Raw genomic sequence first — 24,122 nt, forward strand, 5'->3', positions numbered from 1 at the left:
GGTGCGGTCCGGCGGGCCGGCCGCGGGTTACTTGGATTCGGCCGCCGCGGGCTTCTCGAAGAGGGTGGGAGCGAAGCCGGCGTTGACGACCGCCGTCTGGATGACCTGCACGCCCACCTCCTTGTCGCCATCCTTCTGCACGGTCTTGAAGGGGATCTGGAGGCCGGAGACATCCCGGTAGTCGGAGAAGATCTCGGTCATGACCTTGGGTCCCTCCTGGGTCAGGACCCGGCGGCGGGCGCCGAGGACGGTCTTTCCGTCGGGGGAGAGGTAGAGGCGGACCTTCTCCGCGGGGGCCCGGAGGTAGACCTCCTCGGTTTCCTGACCCTCGAAGGTCGTCTTGCCGAGGGCCTGGGCCTCGACCTTGCCGTCGAGGAGGGCCTGCCACAGGAGGACGAAGCCGCCGTCCAGCCAGATCCCCTGCTTCATTTCCTCGGCGGTGGAGGCGGGGTGGAAGCGGTGCTGGTTCCCCACGGCCATCCACGCATTCTTGCCGTCGAAGACCTGGGCCATGGTTCCCATGGGCGTCTCGATGGTGCTGTGGGAGCGGCCGGGCAGGGCGAAGACGGTCTTGACCTTGAGGTCCATCGCCCCCATGGGGGAGTGGACGGAGACGTTGCCGGTGGTGGTGAGGTCGTTGAAGGAGCGCAGGGCCTTCTCGGCGCTGGCGGCGGCGGCCTTCCGGAGGAGGGCCTTCCCCTGCTCGAGGGCCTCGGGCGTGGCCTCGGGGAGGGTCTCCTTGGCCGGCGGATCGGGGATCGTGATGTCCAGGGTCTTCACCGGTCCGAACTCCGAGAGGGGCCGGTCGAACTTCTCCTGAATCCCGATGGCGATGACGGCCAGGTCTTCGACCCGCAGGTGCTTTTTGGCCGCGGCGAGGACGTCGTCCTTCGTCACCTTCTCGATGGCGTCGCGGAGGCGGGCGTTGAAGTCGGCGGGGTATCCGTAGAAGTCGTAGGTCAGGAGCCGGTTCACGATCTTGTCCGTGGAATCGAACTCGAAGGCGTAGGAGTTGAGGTAGCCCTTCTTGGCCCGGTCCAGCTCCTCGTCGGTGACGGGCTCGACGCGGATCTTCTTCAACTCGTCGAGGAGGGTCTCCAGGGCCAGGGCCGTGGTGGAGGGCTTGGTGGAGGTGAAGAAGTAGAAGGCCCCGGGGTGGTCGTAGGCCGGCACCATGAACCCGCCGGCTCCGTAAGCCAGGCCCTTGAGGGTGCGGATCTGGGTGAAGAGACGCGAGGCCATGCTCCCGCCGAGGATCTCGGAAAGCATGTTGACCGCCGGGAAGTCGGGATCGTCGAGGCGGAGCCCCAGGAGGCCGGCGAAGAGGAAGGTCTGCTCGATGTCCTTCTTCTCGATGTAGTTCACCGAGGGCTCGGGCGGGAAGAGGAAGGGCTCGGGGATCTCGGGCCGGGGGCCGGAGGCCTTCCAGGAGGCGAAGGCCGCGGCCAGCTTGTCCTTCATGGCCGCCGTGTCGAAGTCGCCCCAGACGGCGAGGTGCGCGTTATCGGGCCGGTAGTACGCGCCGTGGAAGGCGAGGAGGTCCTCCCGGGAGAGGTTCTCCACGTCGGCGTATTCGATTTGGCGGGCGTAAGGCGAGCCGGCTCCGTAGATGACCTTGAGGATCTCCCGCCGGGCGATGTTCATCACCTCGTCGTTGCGCCGAGCGATGACGCTGTTGAGGTGCGTCTTGGCCAGGTCCACCTTGTCCCCGGCGAAGGCCGGGGAGGCCAGGAACTCCACGTAAAGCGGCAGGACCTGGTCGAAGTTCTCCTTGAGCGTCTTGGCGGAAAGGGACCCGTACGCGTCCGAAACGCCGGACTCGATGGAGGCGCCGATGCGCTCCAGGAACTCGTCCACCTTGTCGCCGCTCAGGCTCTGCACGCCGCCCGTGCGGTGGGACTCGCCGAAGAGGTCCGACAGGCCGGTCTTGCCCGCGGGCTCGGCCACCTTGCCGCCGCGGACCAGGGCGCGCATCTGGATGACGGGAAGCTCGTGGTCCTCCACGAGGATCACCTTGAGGCCGTTGGGAAGCTGGACGCGCTCCACCGCGGGCATCTTGATTTCGTTCAGCTTGGGATACTTCAGGGCGTCGATGGGGCGGGGCTTCTGGGCCCCCGCCGCGAGGACGGGCGCGGCGAGGAGCAGGGCGAGGGCGCCAAACAGGGGTTTCCTTTTCGTGATGTCCATGGCAGCCTCCTCAGTTCGCCGGGTCGGGGACCGTCTCGATGAGGCCCACGGTGCGGTTGGATTTCAGGAAGAGGGTCTTGGCCACGCGCTGGATGTCCTCCGCCGTCACGGCGTCGATCTTGTCCAGGGCCTTGAACATCTCGCGCCAGTCCCCGTGGACGTTCTGCGCCATGGCGAGCTGGATGCCCAGGCCCACGTTGGAGTCGATGGAGTCGATGAACTTCATCTTGGCCCGGGCCTTCACGCCGTCGAGCTCCTCCTGGGTCACCGGTTCCTTCTGGAGGCGGTCCAGCTCCGCGTAGATGGCGGCCTCGCACTCGGCGTTGCTCTTGCCCTTGTTGGGCACGGCGAAGATCACGAAGAGGCCGGGGTACTTCTCGCCCTCGATGGTGGGCATGGAGGCCGTCTGCACGGCGAGCTTCTTCTCCTTGACGAGGGCGGTGTACAGGCGGGAGGACCGGCCTCCGCCCAGGATGTCCGCCAGGGCCTCGTAGGCGGCGCTGTCGGGATGGGTCACGGCGGGGCGGTGGTAGCCGATCACGAGGAAGGGCTGGGCCTTGTCCTCCATGATGACGCGCTTTTCGGCCCGCTGGGGAGGCTCCACGGTGACCGGCCCCTCGGGCTTGACGCCCGCCGGGATCCGGCCCAGGTGCTTTTCGAGCACGGGTAGCAGGGCCCCCGGATCCACGTCCCCCACCACGGCGCAGGTGAGGTTCCTGGCGCGGTAGTAGGTGTTGAACCAGTTCATGGCGTCCTGTCGGGAGATGTGCTGCAGGTCGCTCATGTGCCCGATGACGAAGGAGCGGTACATGTGGGCCTTGTAGGCCACGGGGAAGAAGTCGTCGAAGAGGCGGCCGGTGGGGCTGCTCTCCCCCATTCGCTTCTCCTCCATGATCACGTCCTTTTCCTTGTAGAACTCCCTCAGGACGGGGTTGGAAAAGCGGTCTGCCTCCAGGGCGGCCCAGAGCTCGGCCTTGTTGGAGGGCAGGGAATAGAAGTAGACGGTCTGGTCGAAGGCGGTGAAGGCGTTGATGCCCTGGGCGCCTTCGCGTTCGATGATCTTGTCGAACTCGCCCGTTTCCGAGTACTTCTGGGCTTCTTCCTGGGCGGCCTTGAAGGCGGCTTCCAGGGACTTCAGGCGCTCGGGATCGGGCGCAGGCCGGCGGTTCCGTTCGGCGCGGAGGGCCAGGAAGGCCTCGTCCTCCGCCTTCATGGCGGCGAGTTCCTTCTCGATGTCCTTGGTGCCCACGGAGGTGGTGCCCTTGAAGGCCATGTGTTCGAAGATGTGCGCGAGCCCCGTGGCGTTCTGCTGTTCGTTCACGCCGCCCACGTCGGCGTAGGTCACGAAGGAGGCCACGGGGGCCGAGGGCCTCGGCAGGATGATCACCTTCAACCCGTTGGGCAGGGTCTTTTCGACGACCCTTCCCTGCAGATCCTTGAAGCCCTCCGCCCGCAAGGCCGCGGAGATGCCCACGGCCAGCAAAGGCACGCAGAGGGCCGCGAAACGCCTCTTCCACGTCATGCCCGATTCTCCTTTCCGATTCATGCGCAACGTTCCGATGAACGGCCGCCGCATTCCCTCCCCGCCGACTCCCATGGGGACTGCCGCGGATGATTGCAAACTTCTTTATACGGAGAGAAAGGGCCGGAGGTTTCGAGACGGTTCGGGCGGCGCTCCCGGTCCTCAACGGTTCCTTTTTCCGAGGGGCGGTTTCCCTGTATGCTGGACCGGGAAGGAGGGCCGGATGCGACCTCTGAATCCTGCCGAACTCGAGATCGATCTTCTCTGCAAGGGCATCCGCGTGGATCCTCGCGCCGTGGAGGGGGACGCCCGGTTTCTGGCCAAGGTGCGGGCGGGGTTGGGATCGGGCCTCGAGTTGTGTCTCCCGGCGGCCCACAAGACGATTTGGGTCAACGTGCCGGTGGAAGAGCCCTTCGCGGCGTCTTCTCCCTACTCTCTCGAGCGGCGGGACGGGGGCTACGCCGTGTCCGACGCCCGAGAGGAGGGACTCATCTATCCCGTGCGCCTGCCGGCCCAGCCCTCCTGGTACGGCCGGCGGACCTCCCGCGGGACCCTCATGAGCCAGGTGGGCGTCCTCCAGGGGACCTACCTGGGAATTTACGTGGGGAGGGTCTGCCAGTTCTGGTCCGCCCGGCCCTCCCTCAACTGCCGCTTCTGCGCCACGGGCCTCAACGTGGGGGTCACGGAGGAGGCCGAAAAGGACATTCAGGACGTGGTGGAAACGGCCCTCGCCGCCAAGCGGGAGAGCGGCGTCACCTTCGTCCACTTCAACTCGGGGGACCAGGCGGGCGGGGGGCTGAAGACGGTGGAGCCCTACGTCCGGGCCGTGAAGGACCGGGTGGGAGCCCTCGTGGGCGTGCAGGTCCTGCCCGAGAAGGACCTCTCCCAGTACGACCGCCTCATCGACGCGGGAGCGGACCACTTCTCCTTCTGCTACGAGTTTCAGGACCCCGGCTGGTTCGAACGGGTCTGTCCCGGCAAGGCCGCCACGGTGGGCCAGGAGGCCTTCTTCCGGGCCATGGAGTACACGGCGAAGAAGATGGGGAAGGGGCGAAACTCGGGGGAGATCATCGCCGGCCTGGAGCCCCTGGAGAAGACCCTGGAGGCCATCGACTTCATCACCTCCCTGGGCTGTTTCCCCACGGTGTGCATCTTCCGGCCCCTTCAGGGTACGGCGATGGAGAACGAACCCTCGCCCCGTTTCGAGGACATGGTCGTGGTCATGCGGAGGGTCTTCGAATCCTGCATGGAGAGGGGGCTTCCCGTGGGCATGGCGCCGAATATCGAGGTGAGCCTCATCGTCAATCCCGATGACGCCAGGGACCTCGTGCCCTGGAGCTGGAGGAAGGCCTTCTACGTGGCCCGCCTGAGGGCCGTGAAGGCGCTGGCGAGGCCCTATTTCGCCCTGAAGATGCGCCCGAGAAAGCCCGCCTGACGCGCTCGGGCGGTCCTTCGAGGAGTGGCCATGCGCTGGACGGAGAACACCGCGAAAGCCCTCTGCGCGGCCTGCGGGGTCGGGGTCGTCCTCCTCGGCGCGGCGGGCGCCTCGGCCCTGCTCGAGGCCAAGGGAATCCTCAGGCTGCCCGCCCTGCCCGAGCCCTGGGGCGGGATCGCCCTGTGGACGCTCCTTGCGCTGAGCCTTCTCTTCGCCCTGGACAAGGGGATTCCCAGGGAATCCCCGTGGGAGATCCGGCTCCTGTGGATGCGGAGGGCGCTCTTTTTGACCGCCCTCGTGACGGTGCTGCTGGTGTCGAAGTTCGGGGGCCGATGACGGCCCGGTAGGAAAGGAACCGCCATGAAAGCCGTGGTCATTCCTAAATACGGGGACGCCTCCCTCTTGGAGGTCCGTGAAGTCCCGGCCCCACCGTGCGGGCCCGGGACTCTCCTCGTGGACGTGCGCGCCGCCGGCGTCAACTTCGCCGACGTGCTTTCCAGGCTGGGAATCTACAAGGCGGCGCCCAAGCCGCCCTTCGTTCCCGGAATCGAGGTGGCGGGCGTCGTGGAAGCCACAGGACAAGGTGTTAGGGCCTTCAAGCCCGGGGACCGGGTCATGGCCTTTTGCACCTTTGGGGGCTACGCGGAGAAGGTGGCCGCGCCCGAGGCCTTCGTCTTCAGACTCCCAGAGGACATGGGGTTTCCCGAAGCGGCGGCCTTTCCGGTCCAGTACCTGACGGCCTGGCACGCCGTCCACCAACTGGCCCACGTCCGCGAGGGGGAGACGGTCCTCGTCCACGCCGCGGCAGGCGGGGTGGGCATCGCCTGCCTCCAACTGCTGAGGCATGCGGGCGCGAGGGTCTTCGCCACCGTGAGCAGCGAACCAAAGGCCGCCGTCGTGAAGGAGGAGTATCCCGAGGCCGTCCCCATCCTCTACACCCAGGAGGACTTCGCCGTGCGGATCCGGAAGGATTCGGGGCGGGGGGTGGACGTGGTCCTGGACTCCATCGGAGGCGACACCTTCCACAAATCCTGGGGTCTCCTGGAGCCTTACGGCCGCCACGTCCTCTTCGGGGCCGCAGCGGCGGTGAAGCCCGGAGCCATCGCGCGGCTGGGCGCTTTGTGGCGCTTGAGGCGCATGCTCCTGGTTTCGCCCCTCGCCATGATCGACAAGAACCGCACCCTCTCCGGCTTCAACCTCTACCACATGGCCTCCCGCAGCGACCTTCTGAGAGAGGCCGCCGCGCGGATGCTCGATCTGCGAGTCCAGGGGGTCGTGAAGCCCCGCGTGGGGCTCGCCCTTCCCCTGGAGAAGGCCGCCGAGGCTCACCGCCGCATGCAGGACCGGCGCACCGTCGGAAAGGTCGTCCTCACCGTCGGGTAGAGCGGGAGGCGAGGCGGACCTCAGAGGAAGAGAGGGAACGGGCCGACCCATTCCCTCCGGTTACCGGTCGCCCGTGTCGCCGGTTGCGCCGGATCCCCTTGCCAAGAGGGGGCAAACTGGGCTAAAATCCTCTTTTGCTAGGAGGTTTTGCTCCATGAAGAAGGCCATTCACCCCGCATACCACGAAGTCACCGTGACGTGTGCCTGCGGGAACACGTTTCCGACCCGCTCCACGAAGAAGGACCTGAAGGTGGAAATCTGCTCCAATTGCCACCCCTTCTTCACGGGCAAGCAGAAATACCTGGACACCGCGGGCCGGATCGAGAAGTTCAACCGCAAGTACAAGAACAAGTCGGAGTAGACCGTCCCTCCCATGATCGAATCCGGCGGTGCCCTGTCCCGGGCGACGCGGAGGGTGTTTCTGCCCCTCCTGGCCGAGGGGAGCGTGTTGGTGGGCGGGCAGGCGGTGATCGAGGGGGTCCTCATGCGGCTCCCCAAGACCTACGCCGTGGCCGTCCGCGACCCGAAGGGCGACGTCCAGGTCAAGAAGGAGCGGCTTCTGGAGACCGCCCGCGGCCGCTTCGGAAACCTCCCCGTGGTGCGGGGCTCGGTCATTCTCTTCAAGTCCCTCATGCTGGGCATCTCGGCCCTGAACTACTCGGCCGAAGTGGCCATGGCCGAAGAATTGAAGGAGGGAGAGAAGCCCGCCGCCGCCTCCACCTGGTCCCTCGTTCTTACGGTGGCGCTCTCCCTGGCGCTGGGGGTGCTCCTGTTTTTCTACCTGCCCCTCGTGGCCACGCAGTTCATTTCCACGCGCTGGACCCTGGCCCAGAACTCCATCGGCTTCAACCTGGTGGACGGGGCCCTGAGGGTGGCGGTCTTTCTGGTCTACATTCTCGGCATCTCACTTGCGAAGGACATCCGAAGGGTCTTCGCCTACCACGGCGCCGAACACAAGGTGGTCTTCACGTGGGAGGCGGAGGAAGACCTCACGGTGGAAAACGCGCGCCGGCACGTGCGCCTGCACCCGCGGTGCGGAACCTCCTTCCTCCTCTTCGTCATGGTGGTGTCCATCCTGGTCTTCTCCCTCGTCCCCCACTCCTTCCCGTTCTGGGCCAAGGCCCTGGCGCGGATCGTCTTTCTGCCTCTCATCGCGGGGATCTCCTACGAGCTGATCCGCTTCACGGCCAAGTTTCCGAAAAGCCCGTGGGTGCGCCCCCTCCTCTGGCCGGGCCTCGCCTTCCAGCTCCTCACCACGCGCGAGCCCGACGACTCCATGCTCGAGGTGGCCCTCAAGGCCCTGAGCGAGGCGCGGGATCTGGACGCGGAAGCCGCCGCGGCCTGAGGCGGAAGGAGAGACTCCATGGACCCGGCTATCCTCTCGCGCCTCGACAGCCTCGTTCAGAGGCGGAACGAAATCGCCGATCAGCTGGGCCGGCCTGAGGTGATGGGCGATTCCGCCCGCTTCCGAGAACTCTCCAAGGCCTACGCGGACCTGGGCGACACCGTGCAGACCTACCTCCACTACCGGAAGGCGCTCTCCGATTATGAGGGCGCCAAGGAACTCGCCTCGGGAGAGGATGCCGAGCTGGCCGCCATGGGGCGCGAGGAGGCCGAGGCCCTCGCTCCGCGCCTCGAGGAGCTCGAGCGGGCCCTCATGGTCTGCCTTCTGCCCACCGATCCGAACGATGCCAAGAACGCCATCCTCGAGATCCGCGCAGGGACGGGCGGCGAGGAGGCGGCCCTTTTCGCGGGGGACCTGTTCCGGATGTACGCCCACTACGCCGAGCGGCGGGGCTGGAAAATCGAGGTCCTGGACGAGAGCCGGACGGACCTCGGCGGCTTCAAGGAAGTGGTGTGCTCCCTGTCGGGCGAGAGGGTCTACTCGCGCCTCAAGTTCGAGGCCGGCGTCCACCGGGTCCAGCGCGTGCCTTCCACCGAGGCCCAGGGCCGGATCCACACCAGCGCCGTCACCGTGGCGGTCCTGCCCGAGGCCGAGGAGATCGACGTCCAGATCGACGAGAAGGACCTCCGCATCGACCGCTTCTGCTCCTCGGGTCCCGGCGGCCAGAGCGTCAACACGACCTACAGCGCCATCCGCATCACCCACCTGCCCACGGGCCTGGTGGTCTCCTGCCAGGACGAGAAGAGCCAGATCAAGAACAAGGCGAAGGCCCTCAAGATCCTCCGCTCCCGGCTCCTCCAGATGGAGGAGGAGAAACGCATGGCTCAGCTCAGCGCCACGCGCAAGTCCATGGTCCGCTCAGGCGACCGCTCGGAGAAGATCCGGACCTACAACTTCCCCCAGAACCGTTGCACGGACCACCGCATCAACCTCACGATCCACCGCCTCTCGGACATCCTCGACGGCGACATGGACATGCTCCTCGAGCCCCTCGTCCAGACCTTCGAGGCCGAGCGCCTCGAAGCGGAATTCGCCAGGGCCGTGAAGTAAGCAATCCTTACCGGGGGAGAATCTCGTCCTCATGGATGGATAGCTTTCCCAATGCGAAAGCGAGGGCGGCTATGCCTTGACTGTGCGTACTAAATCGTATACATTCGAATTTGAGGTGTACACATGGCCGAAAGACAACCATCTGTTGCAGTGACGGCAAGGCTATCCAGGAAGGAGGTGGAAAGCCTGGACCGCCTGGCCAAGAGCAGGAGACGCACCCGCTCTCAATTGGTTCGCGAGGCGGTGGCGGCCTACGTGGGGGAAAGCGCTGAATACGATCTCGCCCTGGAGCGTTTCCGCGACCCGCAGGATAAAGTCCTCAGCGGCGACGAACTCTGGGCCTCCTTGGGCTGGTCGTGACCTACGAGGTTCGTTGGAAAGCCAGCACTCGACAAGATCTCAAAGGGCTGGGACGGGAGGCCGCGGGAAGGGTGCGCACCTTCGTGGAGAGAAAGCTGGCGAAGGACCCGAGAATGGGCGAACCGCTCCAGGGCCGTTGGCGCCCCCTCTGGCGGGCCCGGACGGGCGATTACCGGGTCCTTTACGCTTTCAGCGACAAAGAACTATGGATCCTCGTCGTTCGCATAGCGCACAGGAAGGAATCCTACCGGTAAGGGCAAGCGGCCTGTCCACCGGGTGAAGGAGCGGCCGAGGGGTCGGACAGTCTTCTTTGGAGGTCCCCGTGGACCTGGGGCTCAAGGGCAAAGTGGCGCTGGTCTGCGGATCCAGCGCGGGCATCGGCAGGGCCGTGGCGGAGGCCCTGGCGGCGGAGGGGTGCGATCTGTTCCTCGTGGCCAGGCGGGAGGAGGCCCTGGCCGGGCTTTCGGGGGACCTTCGCCGCCGCTTCGGCGTCCGCGCCCTCTTCCGGGCCGCGGACCTGTCGGACAACGGGGAAATCTCAACGGTCCTGAAAGACCTCCACGAAGGATACGGCCGCTGTGACGTGCTCTTCGCCAACGCGGGCGGGCCGCCCCCCGGTTCGGCCGCCTCGCTCCTCACGGAGGAGGCCCTTCGCAAGGGGTGGGAGCTGACCTTCCTGTCGGCGGCCCGGCTCATCCGCGGGGTCCTGCCGGGCATGCGGGAACGCAAGTGGGGCCGGATCGTGGCCCTCACGTCCGTGTCCGTATGGGAACCCATCGCGGGCCTTGCGCTCTCGAATGTTTACCGGCCCGCCGTCACGGGGCTCCTCAAGACCCTGGCGGCGGAGGTGGCGGCCGACGGCGTCACGGTCAACAGCGTGTGTCCGGGCTACACCCGGACCGAGCGGCTGGAAGACCTGGCCTCCGCCACCGCGGAGCGCGAGGGCACCGCGCCGGAATCCGTGCGCGCCGCCTGGGCGACCTCCATTCCCGCGGGCCGCCTCGGCGAGCCGGAGGAGATCGCGGCCGCCGTGGCCTTCCTCTGCTCCGAGAGAGCGTCCTACGTCACCGGCACGGCCCTGCCCGTGGATGGGGGCAGAACCCGCTTCCTGCTCGGGTGAGCACTTGCTCTTCGGCGCCAGGCGGAGAGGCCTTGGGCCGGACGAGTACCGCGTCACCCGCTCTGGAGGGCGGGGAGCGGGCGGCCCGGTCCGTCCCCATCGCTGGATCGGCTCGCGGGGGCCGTTTGACAGCGGCCTCCGGCGGCATTATCTTGGCCCCTTTGATGCTGGGGGACCTGTTTGAATCCATCGTCGAGGGGTGCCCGACCGCGGTTCGGCCGGGGTGCGCGCCCCGTCCGCGGCCGCTGAGGGGCCGGCGGGATTCTCGGCGCAAGCCGACCCGCCCTGAAACGCACTTTCCCCCTGGAGGGGGAAGGAGGGAGGAATCGAATGGCTGAGGTCATCACCCACGACGTCCTGATCTTGGGGACGGGGCTCGCCGGACTCCGCGCCGCCGTGGAGCTGTCCATCCGAACGGGGGGCACGGCGAACATCGGCGTGGTTTCCAAGGTTCAGATCATGCGCTCCCATTCGGTTTGCGCAGAGGGGGGCACCGGGGCCGTCATGCGTCCCGAGGAGGGCGACAGCTTCGACCTGCACGCCTGGGACACGGTGAAGGGATCCGATTTCCTCGCCGACCAGGACGTGGTGGAGCGCTTCGTCCGGACCATGCCCGACGAGATCCGCCTCCTCGAGCACTGGGGCCTCCCTTGGTCCCGCCGAGAGGACGGGCGGATCATGCAGCGGCCCTTCGGCGGTCACTCCTTCCCGCGCTCCTGTATGGCGGCCGACAAGACGGGATTTTTCGAAATGCAGGCCCTCTACGACACCCTCCTGAAGTATAGAAACTTCCGGAGGTACGACGAGGTCTTCGCCACGAAGATCCTCACCGAGGGCGGCCGCTTCGCCGGGCTGTGCTGCATCGACATGCCCACGGGCGAGTTCCTGGTGATCCGGGCCAAGGCGCTTCTCCTGGCCTCGGGCGGCCTGGGCAACCTCTACGGCTTCACGACCTACTCCCAGACCGTGACGGGCGACGGCCAGATCCTCGCGTGGGAGGCGGGGCTTCCCATGGAGGATCCGGAGTTCCTGCAGTTTCACCCCACGGGCCTGATCCCCTCGGGGATCCTCATGACCGAAGGATGCCGGGGCGAGGGCGGGTACCTGAGGAACAACTCGGGGGCCCGCTTCATGGAGAACTACGCGGCCAAGTTCATGGAGCTCGCGCCCCGGGACATCGTCTCCCGATCGGAGATGACGGAGATCCTGGAGGGGCGGGGCTTCCCCGGCCCGGACGGCCTGGACTACATCCACCTGGACCTCACCCACCTCGGGGCCGACCGGATCAACAAGCGCCTGCCCCTCATCCGCGAGGTCTGCATCAAGTTCCTGGGCCTCGATCCCATCGAGAAGCCCATCCCCATCCGCCCGGTGGCGCACTACTCCATGGGCGGAGTCGAGGCGGACATCGACGGCCGCACGCGCATCGAGAACATCTGGGCCGCCGGGGAGGTGGCCTGCCACTCCCTCCACGGCGCCAACCGGCTCGGGTGCAATTCGACGGCCGAGTGCCTGGCCTGGGGAGGCATCACGGGAGCCAACATCGCCGCCTACCTCAAGCCGGGACCGAAGCTTTCGGGCTACTCCGAACAGGAGGCCAAGGACGAGGAGGGTCGCCTTTTCAAAGGGCTCCTGGAAAAGCAGGGCGACGAAAACCCGTACCACATCCGCCGGGAGCTCCGCCGCGTCATGGACGAGCACGCCGGCGTCTACCGGAGCGGCCCTTCCATGGAGGCCGGGCTCAAGAAAGTCGCGGAACTGAAGGACCGGTTCTCCCGCGTCTCCATCAAGGACAAGGGGCGGGTCTACAACTCCAACCTCATGCACACCATCGAGACGAGCAACCTCCTCACCCTCGCCGAGATCCTGCTGTTGGCGGCCCACACGCGGCAGGAGTCGCGAGGCGGCCACGCAAGGACCGACTTCAAGACGAGGGACGACGAGAACTGGTTGAAGCACACCCTGGTCTTCAACGACGGCGGGAAGCCCAAGCTGGACTACAAGGACGTGACGATCACCCTTTGGAAGCCCGTCGAGAGGAAGTACTAGGGAGGGGAGGAGGGCCGGCGGCTTCGCCGGCGGCCCGGGAGTCGACTACTGGAGATTCCGGACACCCAGCCAAGGAGTTCGGAATTCGAAACGGAGGCGGAGATGGCCGATCGAAAACGGCACGACAACCGGCTCGGGATTTGGGGCTGGCTGGGAGGCGGCCGGTGGGGCGTGGAGCGGTACGCGTACGCCCTGCACCGGATCACGGGCTTGAGTATCCTGCTCTACTTTCTCATGCACATCGTGGTGACGAGCCTCAGGGCCAAAGGCATCTACCTGTGGACCGATGGCGGCATGCTCCACAAGCCCATTTTCCGGGTGGGGGAGTTCATGGTGTTCCTGGCCTTCGCCTACCACGCCTTCAACGGTCTGAGGCTGGTGCTCGTGGAGCTGGGCTTCGCCGTGGGCAGGCCCATCGAGCCCGTGTATCCCTACAGGACGTCCCTGAACGTCCAGCGCCCCCTGCTGATCGTCATGATGATGCTGGCGGGGCTCTTCGTGGTGTTGGGAGGGGCCGAGTTCCTCGCGGCCCTGTCCAAGTAGGAGGTCGGCCGTGAGCGAGACGAAATTCTGGACCTGGCACATGCTGGCCGGCGTTGTGATCCTTCTGCTCCTTGGGTTCCACATGGTGTACACCCACGCCGGAAACCTGACGGGTATCGCCGTGGCCGACCGGAGCGAGGAGGCCGTCTCCCAGGCCAACTCCCTGGCCCGGGACGCCCAGCCGCTCTACCCGGTGTTCTTCACGCTCTTGTTGGGGATCGCTCTCTACCACGGTCTCTACGGGCTCAAGAACATCCTCTTCGAACTCACGCTCAAGCCCGCGGTGGAAAAGGCCATTTCGGCGATCCTCCTGCTAGCGGGCCTGGGCCTCTTCGGGCTGGGGACCTGGGCGGCGTGGACCGTCCATTTCGCCGCAGCGGCCGGGGGGAGGGGCTGACCATGGCGGGAAAAGCAACCGAAGTGATCGACGTCGTCTTCAGCGTCCGCAGGTACACGCCGGAAAAGGACCCGGCGCCCTATTTTCAGAACTTCACGGTGCCCGTGAAGCCGGGCATGACGGTCCTGGAGGGCCTCCACTACATCAAGGAGAACCTGGACCCGACCCTGGTCTGGCGGTACTCCTGCCGCATGGGGGTCTGCGGCTCCTGCGGGATGCTCCTCAACGGGCGCCCCATGCTGGCCTGCAATACGCAGATTCTGGACATCGCCGACAAGGCGCTCGCCGTGGCTCCCCTGCCGAACTTCGACGTGGTGAGGGACCTGGTTCCCGACCTCGTGACCATGTTCGACAAGCACCGCTCCCTGATGCCCTTCATCGTAAGGGACGAAGCCGAGCTCAATGACCCGGCGGGTGAGTACGAGCAGTCTCCCGAGGAATTGGAGGAATACCTCCAGTTCAGTTTCTGCATCCGCTGCGGCTGCTGCATGGCCGCCTGTCCCACCCTCGCCACGGACGTTCGCTACCTGGGGCCCATGCCCCTCGCCCAGGCCTACCGGTACAACGTGGACACGCGGGATGGCGCGCGCAAGGAGCGGTCCGCCGTGGCGGGCTCGGGCCACGGGGCCTTCCGATGCCACTACGCCGGCGAATGCTCCCGCGCCTGCCCCAAGGGCGTGGACCCGGCCAAGGCCATCCAGCACCTCAAGAGGCAGCTCGTCCTCGACTACCTCCACCTCTCCCGCAAGCACAAACCGTGCGACAAACTGCACGGTCCGGGCAAGCTCCCGAGAGATCCCAAGATCCCCGAGGCGCCCCCGTACACCGTGGGCAAGTAGCCCGGCGGAGGTCCTTCCACGAGACGCCCCGGTCTCCGGACTGGGGCGTTTCGCTTGGATGCACTCCCAGGGCGCCTGCGGGGGAGGCTGCAACTCAAGTCTTTTCAGTGTAATGGCTTCTCTACATCCGGAAGGTCCGGTCCGGGCCCAAAAAGCCCTTGACACCCCGTTTTAGCCTGTTTTAACCTGACCGCGTATCTTTTCTTTTGGAAGAGGAGGATCGGATGAGGATGAGAGGATTGGTAGGGGTCCTGCTACTGTTGGCGGCCACCGGCGCCTTCGCGTCCGGCACGCAGGTCTACGAACAAGGGTCCAAGGCCTCGGCCCTGGCCGGAGCCTTCGTCGCCCAGGCCGACGACCCGAGCGCCGTCTTTTACAACCCCGCCGGGATGGCCTTCCAGAAGGGCATGAACTTGTCCTTCAACCTGACGTACATCCGGGCGGACGTGAAGCACCTCAGCCCCACCTACGGCACGTTCCAGAACAACGCAAAGAACTTCTTCCTGCCGTCGTTCTTCTTCACCATGCCCATCAACGACAAGATCACCTTCGGCCTGAGCAACACGGCCCCCTTCAACCTGGCCACGGATTGGGCCGACGACTTCAACGGCCGCTTCGCCGGGCGCCACTCCAAAATCGTCACGTTCCAGGTGCGGCCCGCGGTCTCCTTCAAGCTGGACGACCACAACGCGGTGGCCATCGGCCTCGACTACTACGACTCCGAGATCAACCTGATCCGGAGCGCCAACACTTCGGCCATCTCCACCGCCATCAACCCCCACCGGCTCCCCTCGCCGCCCTTCCCGCCGGGCATTCCCTTCTACCGCTTCTCCGAGGTGAGCCTCGATACGCACGTCCGCGACCAGGCGCTGGGCTGGAACGTGTCCTACATGGGCCAGTGGGACCACCTGTCCCTCGGCCTCTTCTACCACAGCAAGGCGAAGTTCGACTACGACGGCCACGTCTCCTTCGAGGTGCCCGCGTCCCTCCGGTCCGTCAGCTACCTGTTCCCGGGACAGGGCGTCAATCTGAGCCTCACGTCGGTTCCGGCCAGCGCCCGTCTGGGCCTGGGCTACAAGTGGGACAAGTGGCGCGCCGAGGTGGACCTCAACTGGACCCAGTGGAGCACCTGGGGCACGGCGCCGGCCCACTTCCAGAAGCCCACCTCCTTCCACGGCTCGCCGGTGGTGGCGAACGAGACCTTCGTCTTCAACTGGAAAGACGGCTACACCTATCGCGTGGGCGCCAGCTACCAGTACAGCGACCACTACACGATCAACTTCGGCGCCCTCTATGATGAGACGGCCATCGGCAACAACGAGCGCTCCCCGCTCCTGCCCGACCAGGCTCGCTGGGCCTTCACTTTCGGCACCAGCTACAAGAAGGGCCACTGGGGGCTGGACTGGTACGCCATGTACCTGAAGTGGAACAACGCCCACGTGACCGAGTACAACCACTACCGGTCCGACAGCACGGGCCTTCCGCTCGTGGTGGTGCCCGTCTACGGCCAGCTCTATCCCACTTCGTACGACATCGTTCCGGACGGAAAGTACAAGGGCCAGGCCTACCTCTACGGCGTGTCCCTCAGCTACCGCTTCTAGACCGGACCGAACTTCGGGCTTGAATCGGGGCCGCCTTCGGGCGGCCCCTTTTCGTCTTGGCCACATGACACCTGAGGGGGTAGAATCCGGGTGCGGAAGGTCCGCACGCAGGCTCAGCTTTCTGTAAGGAGGCCGGCATGCCGAGTCGTGGATTCTGGACTGCGTGGCTGTTCGTGGCCTCGGGACTTCTGTGCGCCGCACAGTCGCCCGATTTCTCCAACATCGTCCTGATCGGAGACAGCCTGACGGCGGGATTCGTGGACGGCGGGCTCCACGAGCACGGCCAGGAGCATGCCCTGGGAAGCCTCATCTCGGAGCAGGTGGGCCACCCCGTCACCAACCCCCTCGTCTCCTATCCGGGCATTCCCATCTGCCTGACCCTCGCGGGCTTCGACGCCAACGGGCTTCCCATCCTAGTTCCCGCCGGGACGACCATGGGGTCCCTCCTGAACCCCCTCCAGCAGCCCACCAACCTGGCCGTTCCCGGGCACACCTCCCTGGACTGCCTCTCCAAAGCACCGGAGGGAGCCCCCGACTCCCTGACGGACCTCATCCTCGGCTTTCCCGGCCACTACCTGGGAGGGCAGCCGGCCCTCAGCCAGGTGGAGCTCGCCGCCCAGTTGAATCCCACCTTCGTCCTTCTCTGGATCGGCGCCAACGACGCTCTGGGAGGGGCCCTCTCCGGGGATCCGGCCAACACCATTCCCACGAGCGTCTTCTCCCAGACCTTTCCCGCCATCCTGGAGGCCCTTCTGGCCACGGGGGCCCAGGCGGTCGTGGGGAACATCCCCGATCCCACGGTGGTTCCGGCCCTCACCTCGGGAAGGTACCTCAAGGACCTGGGCGTCCCCCTCCGGGTCCTGAGAATCACGCCCGCCGATTACGTCACCCCCGCGGGCATGGCCCACGTGAAGGCCATCCTGGCCGGCACGGCCCAGGGCCCCCTGGATCCTTCGGAGGTGCTGACCCGGAAGGAAGCGGAGAAGATCAAGAAGCTCGTGATCGAGGACAACAAGGTCATCGCGAAGGCCTGCAAGGCCGCCGGTGTCCCCGTGGTGGACGTCTTCAAGGAATTGAAGCTCATCCACAACCGCGGGTACGAACTGCCCAACGGACAGAGGATCTTCACGTCCTTTCTCGGAGGGATCTTCAGCCTGGACGGGGTCCATCCCACCTACACGGGGCAGGCCATCGTGGCCAACGCCTTCATCGACGCGATCAACGACGGCTACGGTACGGCCATCCCCCACGTGGACGTGATGGCGGAGAACCGGAAGGACCCCCTCGGCGTGGCGGAGGCGCCTGTCCTCCCGCAATTCGACCTCGGGGCCTACGAACCCATCCTGAGCCGCTGGCAATGATCGGAGGGGCTCGGGGCCGCCCGGGTGCGGCCCAGGCCCTCTCCGGAGGACCGACCATGGATCGGAAAGTCGTTCTGGTGACGGGAGCCACCTCCGGAATCGGGGAGGCCGCGGCCCGCGAACTCGCCGGCAGGCGCCACACGGTGGTCCTGTCGGGCCGCGACCGGGCGCGGATCGTGGCGCTGGAGCGGGAACTGAGCGCCAAGGGCCTGCGCGTTGTGGCCATCCCGGGGGACCTGGCCCTGGAAACGGACGCCCGGGAGGTCGTGGCCGAATCCCTGAAGACCTTCGGCGAAGTGCACGCGCTCGTGCACGCTGCGGGCGTCTTTCAGGTGTCCCGCCTGGAGGATACGTCTTCCGACGTCTTCCGCGCCGTCCTCGACGCCAATCTCACCGCCCTCCACCATCTGCTGCGCCACCTCCTTCCCCACTTTTATGCCCGGGGCCGCGGCCACGTGGTGGCCATCGGCTCCGTGGCCTCCCGCAGGGCCTTCCCCTTGGAGACAGCTTACTGCGCCGCGAAGTGGGGGCTCTCCGGCTTTCTGGAAGCCCTGCGGCTCGAAGGCCGGGAGAGGGGGCTCAAGGTGACGCTGGTGAACCCGGGCCCCACCGCCACTCCCATCTGGAGCGCCTATCCGGGCAAGGCGCCGCTGGACAGGATGCTCCGTCCCGAGGACGTGGCCCAGGTGGCCGCCTTCGCGCTGGACTTGCCCGAAAACGTCCTGTTGGAAGAGGTCACGGTCACGCCCTCCAGGGACCCCTTCCGGGGAGAAGGGGGCTGAGGGACCGGTGACCGAGAGGCCCTCCATTCAGGAGTCCCCCGAGTCCGCGAAAGGGAAGTGCTGGGATGCGGCGATCGTGGGGGCGGGCCCCGCCGGCTCCATCGCCGCCCTGCACCTCGCCCGACGAGGACACCGGGTGCTCCTCCTGGATCGGGCACGGTTTCCCCGAGAAAAAGTCTGCGGGGACGGTCTGATCTCGGACGCCCTGCGCGCCCTCAAGCGGGCGGGGTTGTACGAGGAGGTCGCGGCGTCGGCTCACCGGCTTACGCTGGCGACCGCCTACAGCCCTTCCCGGATCGCCGTGGACGTGCCCGGGGAGGCCTTGACCCTGCGCCGCCTTCACCTCGATGCCATCCTGGCTTCGGGTGCGACCCGTGCGGGAGCCCGGTTCGTCCAGGGGGCGGCACGATCCGCCGAACCCGGGGAGGATTCGGTCCGGCTGGAGGTGGAGGGACTGCCCGATCCCCTCTACGCCCGGTATCTCCTGGTGGCCACGGGCGCGGGACTTTCGCTGATGAAGGAGCTGGGAATGGTGCGCAGGCCCGAACCCTCGGCCTTCGCGCTTCGGGCCTACGTCCAATCGGACATGACCCTCGACCGGCTCCTGTTCGCCTTCGACCGGGCCCTGGTGCCGGGGTACGGATGGATCTTCCCCCTGGGGGCAGGCGAGTTCAACGTGGGGGTGGGGCGGCCGGCCACAGCGGGAGGGACCATCCGAGACGGATTCGACCGCTTCCTGAGGGAGTTTCCGCCCGCGCGGGATCTCATGGCTTCGGGGCGCCTTCTCGGCCCTCCGAAGGGGGCCATGCTCCGGATGGGCCTGGAGGGCTCCATCCCGGCGGTACACCCCCGGGTCCTCGCCATCGGAGAGGCGGTGGGGACCACCTTTCCCTTCTCGGGCGAGGGGATCGGGAAGGCCATGGAATCGGCGGAAATCGCCGCCGAGGCGGTGGGGGAGGCCCTCCAAACGGGAGACGCCGCCCCCGTCCTCCGGTACCCGGAGATCCTGGAAAGGCGGTTGAGGCCCCGCTACCACGGCTACACCATGGCCGAGCGCTGGGTGGGCCGTCCCTGGCTGTGCGATCTCATCTTCAAGAGGGCGCGAAGGAGCCCCTGGATGCAGGAGGCGCTCCGCGGGCTGGCCGAAGAAACCGTGGATCCGAGGGAAGTCTTTTCCTGGCGCGGGTTGTGGAGATCGCTGACGGGCTGATCCCTGGAGGGGGGCGGCGGCTTACCGATCTCAGGCCGGCGAGGGCGGAACCACGGTGACGAGCACGGCGAAGAAGTGAAGAACGCTTCCCGCGAGCACGAACAGGTGCCAGACCGCGTGGTGGAGGGGCATGCGGCGCATTCCGAAGAAGACCGTCCCCAGCGTATAGGAGACGCCCCCCGCCAGCAGGAGCCAGAGCCCCAGGGGCGGGAAGGACGAGAGCATGGACCAGGGCGCGATCATGATGAGCCAGCCCATGAGGATGTACACAAGGGTGGAGGCGATGCTGAAGCGGCCCGTGAAAAACGTCTTGAAGGCGATCCCCGCGGCGGCGAGCCCCCAGGTGACCCCGAAAAGGGTCCAGCCCCAGGGCCCCCTCAGGGAGACCAGCGTGAAGGGCGTGTAAGTGCCAGCGATGAGCAGGTAGATGGCCGAATGATCGAGCACCTGGAAGATCTGCTTGGCCTTGGGCCAGGGGAAGCTGTGATAGAGCGTGGAGGCCGCGTAGAGGAGAACCAGGGTGGCCCCGAAAATGCTGCACGACACGACGTGCCAGGCGTTTCCGCGAAGGGCGGCCAGGGTGACCAGGACCGGAAGGCCCGCCACGCTCAGCGCCAACCCGATCCCGTGGGTCACGGCATTCGCCACTTCCTCGACCCAGGGCTTCATCCTCTCGCGGCCCTCCTCCTCCCGCCCACGGGGAGTGGCACACTCTAGCGCGTTCGGCGCCCCAAGTCCAGACGCATGACGGGGCGGGAGGGCGATCGGCGGGCGGCCTCCCGAAACCCCGCCTTTACGAAGAGGGAGGTGACGCCGGTGTAGACAAAGGGCGCGGGAAGGGGCTTCGGGGGGTCATCCGTCGGGTAACCCTCCAGGATCCGCGCCCCCCGGGCGAGGGCGAAATCGGCCGCCGCGCGAAGCAACGCCCCCGCCACCCCGCGCCCCCGGGCATCCTTGGCGACGAAGAAGCAGACGACCGACCACACGGCCCGGTCGTCCACCGGCGCGAGCGTCCGCGACCGGGCCAGGCGGGTAAATTGGGCGCGGGGCCCCAGGGATACCCAACCGACGGGCCGCCCGGCCGAGTAGGCGAGCAGACCGGGAACTTCCCCGGATTCCACGAGCGCCCGCATGGCGCCCCGGTTTCCCTCTCCCTTTCCGGCCAGAAAATCGGCCCGCGTCCGCCGCCACCACATGCACCAGCAGCCCCCGCAGGCGCCCCTCATCCCGAAAAGCGATTCGAAATCGGCCCAGCGGTCGGGTGTCAGGGGATGGATCTCCAGCGTCTTCGGAGCCGGGTTCGCGTTCCTCATGCCAGATCCTCGATCAGCGGCGCGAAGGCCGGGTAGGCCGGGGTCAGGCGGTCCGCTTCGCCCGCTTCGAAGTCGCCCGGAGAAAACCCGGGGGCCATCGTCGTGCCCAGGAGGGCGAACCGTCCTCCCGGAAGGAGCCGCGCCCCCTGCCAAACCCCCGCCGGAACCCTGACCTGCGGGCGTTCACCCCCGAGAACGTCCCTCCCCAGCAGGAGGGCCCGTCCCGTTCCGTCGGGGAAGAGTTGAAGCATCTCCACGGGGTCCCCGTCGTAGAAGTGAAACAGCTCATCCTTGGGGAGGCGGTGGAGGCGCGAGCGGGTGTCCGCCGTAAGGAGGTAGTAAATGGCCGTGCAAAGGGGTTCGTTCCCTTTTTCGCCCGCCCCTCGGTTCGAACGGTACGTCTCGGCGAAGAACCCGCCTTCGAAGGTGAGGGGCCGCAACCCGAGAGCGGCGATGAGGCGATCTGCCTGGTCCACGGGCTTCTCCTGGCCGGATGGCCGGACCTACGCCTCCGGCCTGTCCGCGCCGACCTGGGGCCTGGACACGAGAACCTTGTCCACGCGCCGTCCATCCATGTCCACGACCTCGATGCGCATCCCCTGCCAGAGAACCGTGTCGGCGGCCTTGGGAATGCGTCCCATCTGCCGCATGACGAAGCCTCCCACCGTTCGAAAGTGGCCGCGGTCTTCGCCCGGAAGCTTGTGGATTTGGAAGATCTCCTTGAACCGGTCGATGGGGAGCATGCCGTCCAGGAGCCAGGAGCCGTCCTCCCGTTGGATCGCCTCCGCTTCCGCTCCATGGCCCACGTGTGCCATCTCGCCCACCACGTTCTCCAGGAAGTCGTTCAGCGAGACAACGCCCTGGAAGGCTCCGTACTCGTCCACCACGAAGGCCATGTGGACCTTGTTGCCCCGGAAAACCTCCAGGAGTTTGAGGGCGGGCGTGTTTTCGGGAACGAAGGCGGGGGGGCGCAGGCACGCCAGGAGGTCGAAGGGTTGTCCGCCCAGGCTTCTCAGAAGGAGGTCCCGGGCGTGCACGACACCCAGGACGTTGTCCAGACTCCCCCTGGCCACCGGGTAGCGGGCGTGAGGCGTCTCCGAGAGGACCTTCCGGGCGTCCTCCGCTCCCGCCGCGGCGTCGAGCCAGACCACGTTCTGCCGCGGCGTCATGACGTCGGCGGCCCGGCGGTTGCTCAACCGAAAGACGCTGTGCACCATGTCCCGCTCGGCCGCCTCGAAGGTGCCGGCGGCGGTCCCCTGGTCCATCAGGATCCGGAGTTCCTCCTCGGTGAGCGGGGCATCGGCGTGGTCCTGGATTCGAAAAGTCTTCAGGACCAGGCGCGTGGAGGCGGCCAGCAGCCAGACGGCGGGCGCGGAAAGCCGCGAGAAAGCCCGGAGCGGGAGGGCCACCGCCGTCGCCAGGCGCTCGGGGTTGGAGAGGGCCAGGTGCTTGGGGACCAATTCGCCCAGCAGGATCGAGAGGTAAGTGATGGTCAGGACCACCACCCCGAGGGCCAGAGGGTGGAGGTAGGGCTTGGCGATGGGCAGGCCTTCGAGGAGACGCGCCAAAGGCTCGGCAAGGGTCGCCCCTCCGAATGCCCCCGCCAGGACGCCCACGAGCGTGATTCCCGTCTGAACCGTGGACAGAAACCCCCCGGGATCGCGCTGGAGGTCGAGCGCCGCCTGGGCCCGGCGGTCCCCCCGGGCGGCCCATTTCATGAGCCGGGTCTTTCGCGCGGACACGACGGCGATCTCCGAGAGGGCCAACAGACCGTTGGCCGCGATGAGGAGCAGGATGACCGCCGCGTTCCAGAGCGCCGATTCCATGGGCCTCGTGCCCCCGTCCCGACCCGAAGGTCCTGACCAGCATACCTCAGATCACTGGAGTCCAAAATCATTTTGGGGCGTTTCTTTTGCGGCCTCCTGAAAAGGGGCCGGGGGCCTACGTGCATGACCCAGGGCCGGCAAAGTGTTGTACAATCCTCCGTAGAGCGAGAAGCCGGCAGAGAAAGGAGCGAAACATGAAAGGCGATCCCAAGGTGGTGAAGGCGCTCAACGACCTTCTGGCCGAAGAACTTACGGCCATCAACCAGTACATGGTCCATTCGGAAATGTGCGACAACTGGGGGTACGAAAAGCTCCACAAGGCCATCGAGAAGCTGGCCTTCGACGAGATGCACCACGCCGAGTGGCTCATCCAGCGCATCCTCTTCCTGGAGGGTGGGCCGACGGTGTCCAAACTCAACAAGATGAACATCGGCAAGTCCGTGAAGGACATGGTTCTCAACGACTACAAGTCCGAAGTGGACGCGGTGAAGGCTTACAACGCCGCCATGAAACTGGCGGTGGAGTGCGCCGACAACGGCACCCGCGACCTCCTGAACAAGATCCTGAAGGACGAGGAATCCCACGTGGATTGGGCCGAGATCCAGCGCGACCAGATCGACCAGATGGGGCTGGAGAATTACCTCCAGAACCAGGTCGTGCCGAAGTAGCGGGACCTCCAGAACCATCCTCCGATCCTCGGGCCGGCCTCTTGGCCGGCCCTTGCGCGTCCGGACTAAACCATCCGAGACAGGACCCGGTCCTTGGAATCTGGACGTAAGGAGAACAGCCATGAAGACGTGGACGAAGATCGGAATCGTAGGGGCCGCGATCGCCGTGGCCCTGGCCGCCGTAGCCCGCAATCCCTTGAGGGATCCCCAGGTGGCCAAGGATCTCGGCCTCACACCGGAGCAGATCCAGAAACTCGAAGACCTGCGCTACCGCCACCAGGCGGAGATGATCGACCAGCGAGGCGACCTCCAGAAGAAGATGCTGGACCTTCGCCGGGAGATGGAGAAGGACACGCCCGACCCGGCGGTCGTCAACCGGCTCATCGACGAGACCGCCATGCTTCGCGCCGCCATGGGCAAGGCCCGAGCCTCCCACCAGCTGGAGCTTCGCAAGGTCTTCACGCCCGAGCAATGGGACAAGGTGAAGGGCCGGTTCGCGGCGGGTAGGGCAGAGCGTCCCGGACGGGGCGGACGGATGGGTCGCGGCGCCGGCTTCCGCGGCCCGGGACCCCGCGAGGGTTTCGGGCCGGGCGCACCCGGCTGTACCGGGTCGGGACCCGGAATCGGCGCTGGACCGGCCGAGGGCTTCGGCCCTGGATCCCCTGGATGCACGGGCCAGGGGCCCGGCATGTGGGCCTTCGATCCGCCGGAACCGGAGCTCGGTCCCGAGGAGGACGAGGACCCTCCCGGCCCCCAGCCCTGAGAGGCCGGGGAACGGGCCATCTTGCGCGGTGCCCGAGGGGGCGGCTTCGGCCGCCCCCTTCTTCTTCGCCGGGACGCCGCCTTCCGCCTGTGGCGGATGGCGATCCGTCTCGGGAGCCTGCACAATTTCTCCAGACGGGCCTCGTAAAGAGGTCGCCCCCCATCGAGCCTCCAAGGCGCCGCGCCTGTTGCCTCACGTAAGAATCTTCCCGAAATGGTATTTGTTGCCTCATGTAAAAATCAATCCGAAACGCGGTGCCTTCTGACCGCAGCAGGGACTGTGGGAAGGGTGGGAAACCCCGGAGGGGT

The 24,122-nt window shown here is 66.6% G+C and carries 25 protein-coding genes; 19 read left to right on the forward strand and 6 right to left on the reverse strand.

Features of this window, described 5'->3' with window-relative positions:
* Window positions 1-27: 27 nt before the first annotated feature.
* Window positions 28-2,187, reverse strand: a complete 2,160-nt coding sequence (locus tag AB1824_06235; GenBank protein MEW5764559.1) for an insulinase family protein — start codon at window positions 2,185-2,187, stop codon at window positions 28-30.
* 10 nt (window positions 2,188-2,197) lie between these two features.
* Window positions 2,198-3,709 (reverse strand): pitrilysin family protein, encoded by a 1,512-nt coding sequence (locus tag AB1824_06240; GenBank protein ID MEW5764560.1) that lies wholly within the window; start codon window positions 3,707-3,709, stop codon window positions 2,198-2,200.
* A 223-nt stretch (window positions 3,710-3,932) separates the two neighbouring features.
* Between AB1824_06240 and AB1824_06245 the strand changes: the two genes are divergently transcribed.
* The 17 genes from AB1824_06245 (at window position 3,933) to AB1824_06325 (ending at window position 19,244) form a co-directional block, all read left to right on the forward strand.
* Window positions 3,933-5,144, forward strand: coding sequence for a radical SAM protein (locus AB1824_06245; GenBank protein ID MEW5764561.1), 1,212 nt, complete (start codon window positions 3,933-3,935; stop codon window positions 5,142-5,144).
* Between the two features lie 30 nt (window positions 5,145-5,174).
* Window positions 5,175-5,480, forward strand: coding sequence for a hypothetical protein (locus AB1824_06250; GenBank protein MEW5764562.1), 306 nt, complete (start codon window positions 5,175-5,177; stop codon window positions 5,478-5,480).
* Between the two features lie 24 nt (window positions 5,481-5,504).
* Window positions 5,505-6,527, forward strand: coding sequence for a zinc-binding dehydrogenase (locus AB1824_06255; GenBank protein MEW5764563.1), 1,023 nt, complete (start codon window positions 5,505-5,507; stop codon window positions 6,525-6,527).
* Between the two features lie 154 nt (window positions 6,528-6,681).
* A complete protein-coding gene (gene rpmE, locus AB1824_06260) occupies window positions 6,682-6,888 on the forward strand; it encodes a 50S ribosomal protein L31 (protein ID MEW5764564.1) in 207 nt (68 codons plus the stop codon).
* A 12-nt stretch (window positions 6,889-6,900) separates the two neighbouring features.
* Window positions 6,901-7,872, forward strand: a complete 972-nt coding sequence (locus tag AB1824_06265; protein ID MEW5764565.1) for a DUF1385 domain-containing protein — start codon at window positions 6,901-6,903, stop codon at window positions 7,870-7,872.
* A 30-nt stretch (window positions 7,873-7,902) separates the two neighbouring features.
* Window positions 7,903-8,982: a peptide chain release factor 1 gene (prfA, locus tag AB1824_06270; GenBank protein MEW5764566.1), complete on the forward strand. Its 1,080-nt coding sequence runs from the start codon at window positions 7,903-7,905 to the stop codon at window positions 8,980-8,982.
* A gap of 123 nt (window positions 8,983-9,105) precedes the next feature.
* Entirely contained in the window at window positions 9,106-9,342 is a 237-nt protein-coding gene (locus tag AB1824_06275) for a ribbon-helix-helix protein, CopG family (protein MEW5764567.1), read from the forward strand.
* Window positions 9,339-9,596, forward strand: coding sequence for a type II toxin-antitoxin system RelE/ParE family toxin (locus AB1824_06280; protein ID MEW5764568.1), 258 nt, complete (start codon window positions 9,339-9,341; stop codon window positions 9,594-9,596). The genes AB1824_06275 and AB1824_06280 overlap by 4 nt, the downstream gene beginning before the upstream one ends.
* 68 nt (window positions 9,597-9,664) lie before the next feature.
* Complete coding sequence (locus AB1824_06285; GenBank protein MEW5764569.1) at window positions 9,665-10,462, forward strand: SDR family oxidoreductase; 798 nt, start codon at window positions 9,665-9,667, stop codon at window positions 10,460-10,462.
* A 330-nt stretch (window positions 10,463-10,792) separates the two neighbouring features.
* Entirely contained in the window at window positions 10,793-12,511 is a 1,719-nt protein-coding gene (locus AB1824_06290; protein MEW5764570.1) for a succinate dehydrogenase/fumarate reductase flavoprotein subunit, read from the forward strand.
* 102 nt (window positions 12,512-12,613) lie between these two features.
* The gene (locus tag AB1824_06295; GenBank protein MEW5764571.1) at window positions 12,614-13,054 is read left to right on the forward strand and encodes a hypothetical protein; all 441 of its coding nucleotides are present in this window, start codon (window positions 12,614-12,616) and stop codon (window positions 13,052-13,054) included.
* A gap of 10 nt (window positions 13,055-13,064) precedes the next feature.
* Entirely contained in the window at window positions 13,065-13,451 is a 387-nt protein-coding gene (locus AB1824_06300) for a hypothetical protein (protein MEW5764572.1), read from the forward strand.
* Window positions 13,452-13,453: 2 nt separating this feature from the next.
* On the forward strand, window positions 13,454-14,290 hold the full coding sequence (locus AB1824_06305; GenBank protein MEW5764573.1) for a succinate dehydrogenase iron-sulfur subunit: 837 nt from the start codon (window positions 13,454-13,456) through the stop codon (window positions 14,288-14,290).
* A gap of 224 nt (window positions 14,291-14,514) precedes the next feature.
* Window positions 14,515-15,891 carry an outer membrane protein transport protein gene (locus AB1824_06310; GenBank protein ID MEW5764574.1) on the forward strand — a complete coding sequence of 459 codons (1,377 nt, stop codon included), beginning with the start codon at window positions 14,515-14,517 and terminating at the stop codon, window positions 15,889-15,891.
* A 137-nt stretch (window positions 15,892-16,028) separates the two neighbouring features.
* Window positions 16,029-17,252, forward strand: coding sequence for an SGNH/GDSL hydrolase family protein (locus tag AB1824_06315; GenBank protein MEW5764575.1), 1,224 nt, complete (start codon window positions 16,029-16,031; stop codon window positions 17,250-17,252).
* A gap of 56 nt (window positions 17,253-17,308) precedes the next feature.
* Window positions 17,309-18,034, forward strand: coding sequence for an SDR family oxidoreductase (locus tag AB1824_06320; protein MEW5764576.1), 726 nt, complete (start codon window positions 17,309-17,311; stop codon window positions 18,032-18,034).
* Window positions 18,035-18,041: 7 nt separating this feature from the next.
* Complete coding sequence (locus AB1824_06325; GenBank protein ID MEW5764577.1) at window positions 18,042-19,244, forward strand: geranylgeranyl reductase family protein; 1,203 nt, start codon at window positions 18,042-18,044, stop codon at window positions 19,242-19,244.
* Window positions 19,245-19,274: 30 nt separating this feature from the next.
* Here AB1824_06325 and AB1824_06330 read toward each other — a convergent pair whose 3' ends face one another.
* Genes AB1824_06330 through AB1824_06345 form a run of 4 tightly spaced genes read right to left on the reverse strand, consistent with a single transcriptional unit; the run spans window position 19,275 to window position 22,383 of the window.
* Window positions 19,275-19,913, reverse strand: a complete 639-nt coding sequence (locus AB1824_06330) for a hemolysin III family protein (GenBank protein ID MEW5764578.1) — start codon at window positions 19,911-19,913, stop codon at window positions 19,275-19,277.
* 44 nt (window positions 19,914-19,957) lie between these two features.
* Window positions 19,958-20,557: a GNAT family N-acetyltransferase gene (locus AB1824_06335; GenBank protein MEW5764579.1), complete on the reverse strand. Its 600-nt coding sequence runs from the start codon at window positions 20,555-20,557 to the stop codon at window positions 19,958-19,960.
* The gene (locus AB1824_06340) at window positions 20,554-21,033 is read right to left on the reverse strand and encodes a cupin domain-containing protein (GenBank protein ID MEW5764580.1); all 480 of its coding nucleotides are present in this window, start codon (window positions 21,031-21,033) and stop codon (window positions 20,554-20,556) included. Before AB1824_06340 ends, AB1824_06335 begins: the two co-directional genes overlap by 4 nt.
* 27 nt (window positions 21,034-21,060) lie before the next feature.
* On the reverse strand, window positions 21,061-22,383 hold the full coding sequence (locus AB1824_06345; protein ID MEW5764581.1) for a hemolysin family protein: 1,323 nt from the start codon (window positions 22,381-22,383) through the stop codon (window positions 21,061-21,063).
* A gap of 194 nt (window positions 22,384-22,577) precedes the next feature.
* Here AB1824_06345 and bfr point away from each other — a divergent pair, with 194 nt between their 5' ends.
* Entirely contained in the window at window positions 22,578-23,051 is a 474-nt protein-coding gene (bfr, locus tag AB1824_06350) for a bacterioferritin (GenBank protein ID MEW5764582.1), read from the forward strand.
* A gap of 121 nt (window positions 23,052-23,172) precedes the next feature.
* Complete coding sequence (locus tag AB1824_06355) at window positions 23,173-23,814, forward strand: Spy/CpxP family protein refolding chaperone (GenBank protein MEW5764583.1); 642 nt, start codon at window positions 23,173-23,175, stop codon at window positions 23,812-23,814.
* The last annotated feature ends 308 nt before the right edge of the window (window positions 23,815-24,122 follow it).

Source organism: Acidobacteriota bacterium (assembly GCA_040752915.1).
GTDB lineage: Bacteria > Acidobacteriota > UBA4820 > UBA4820 > DSQY01 > JBFLVU01.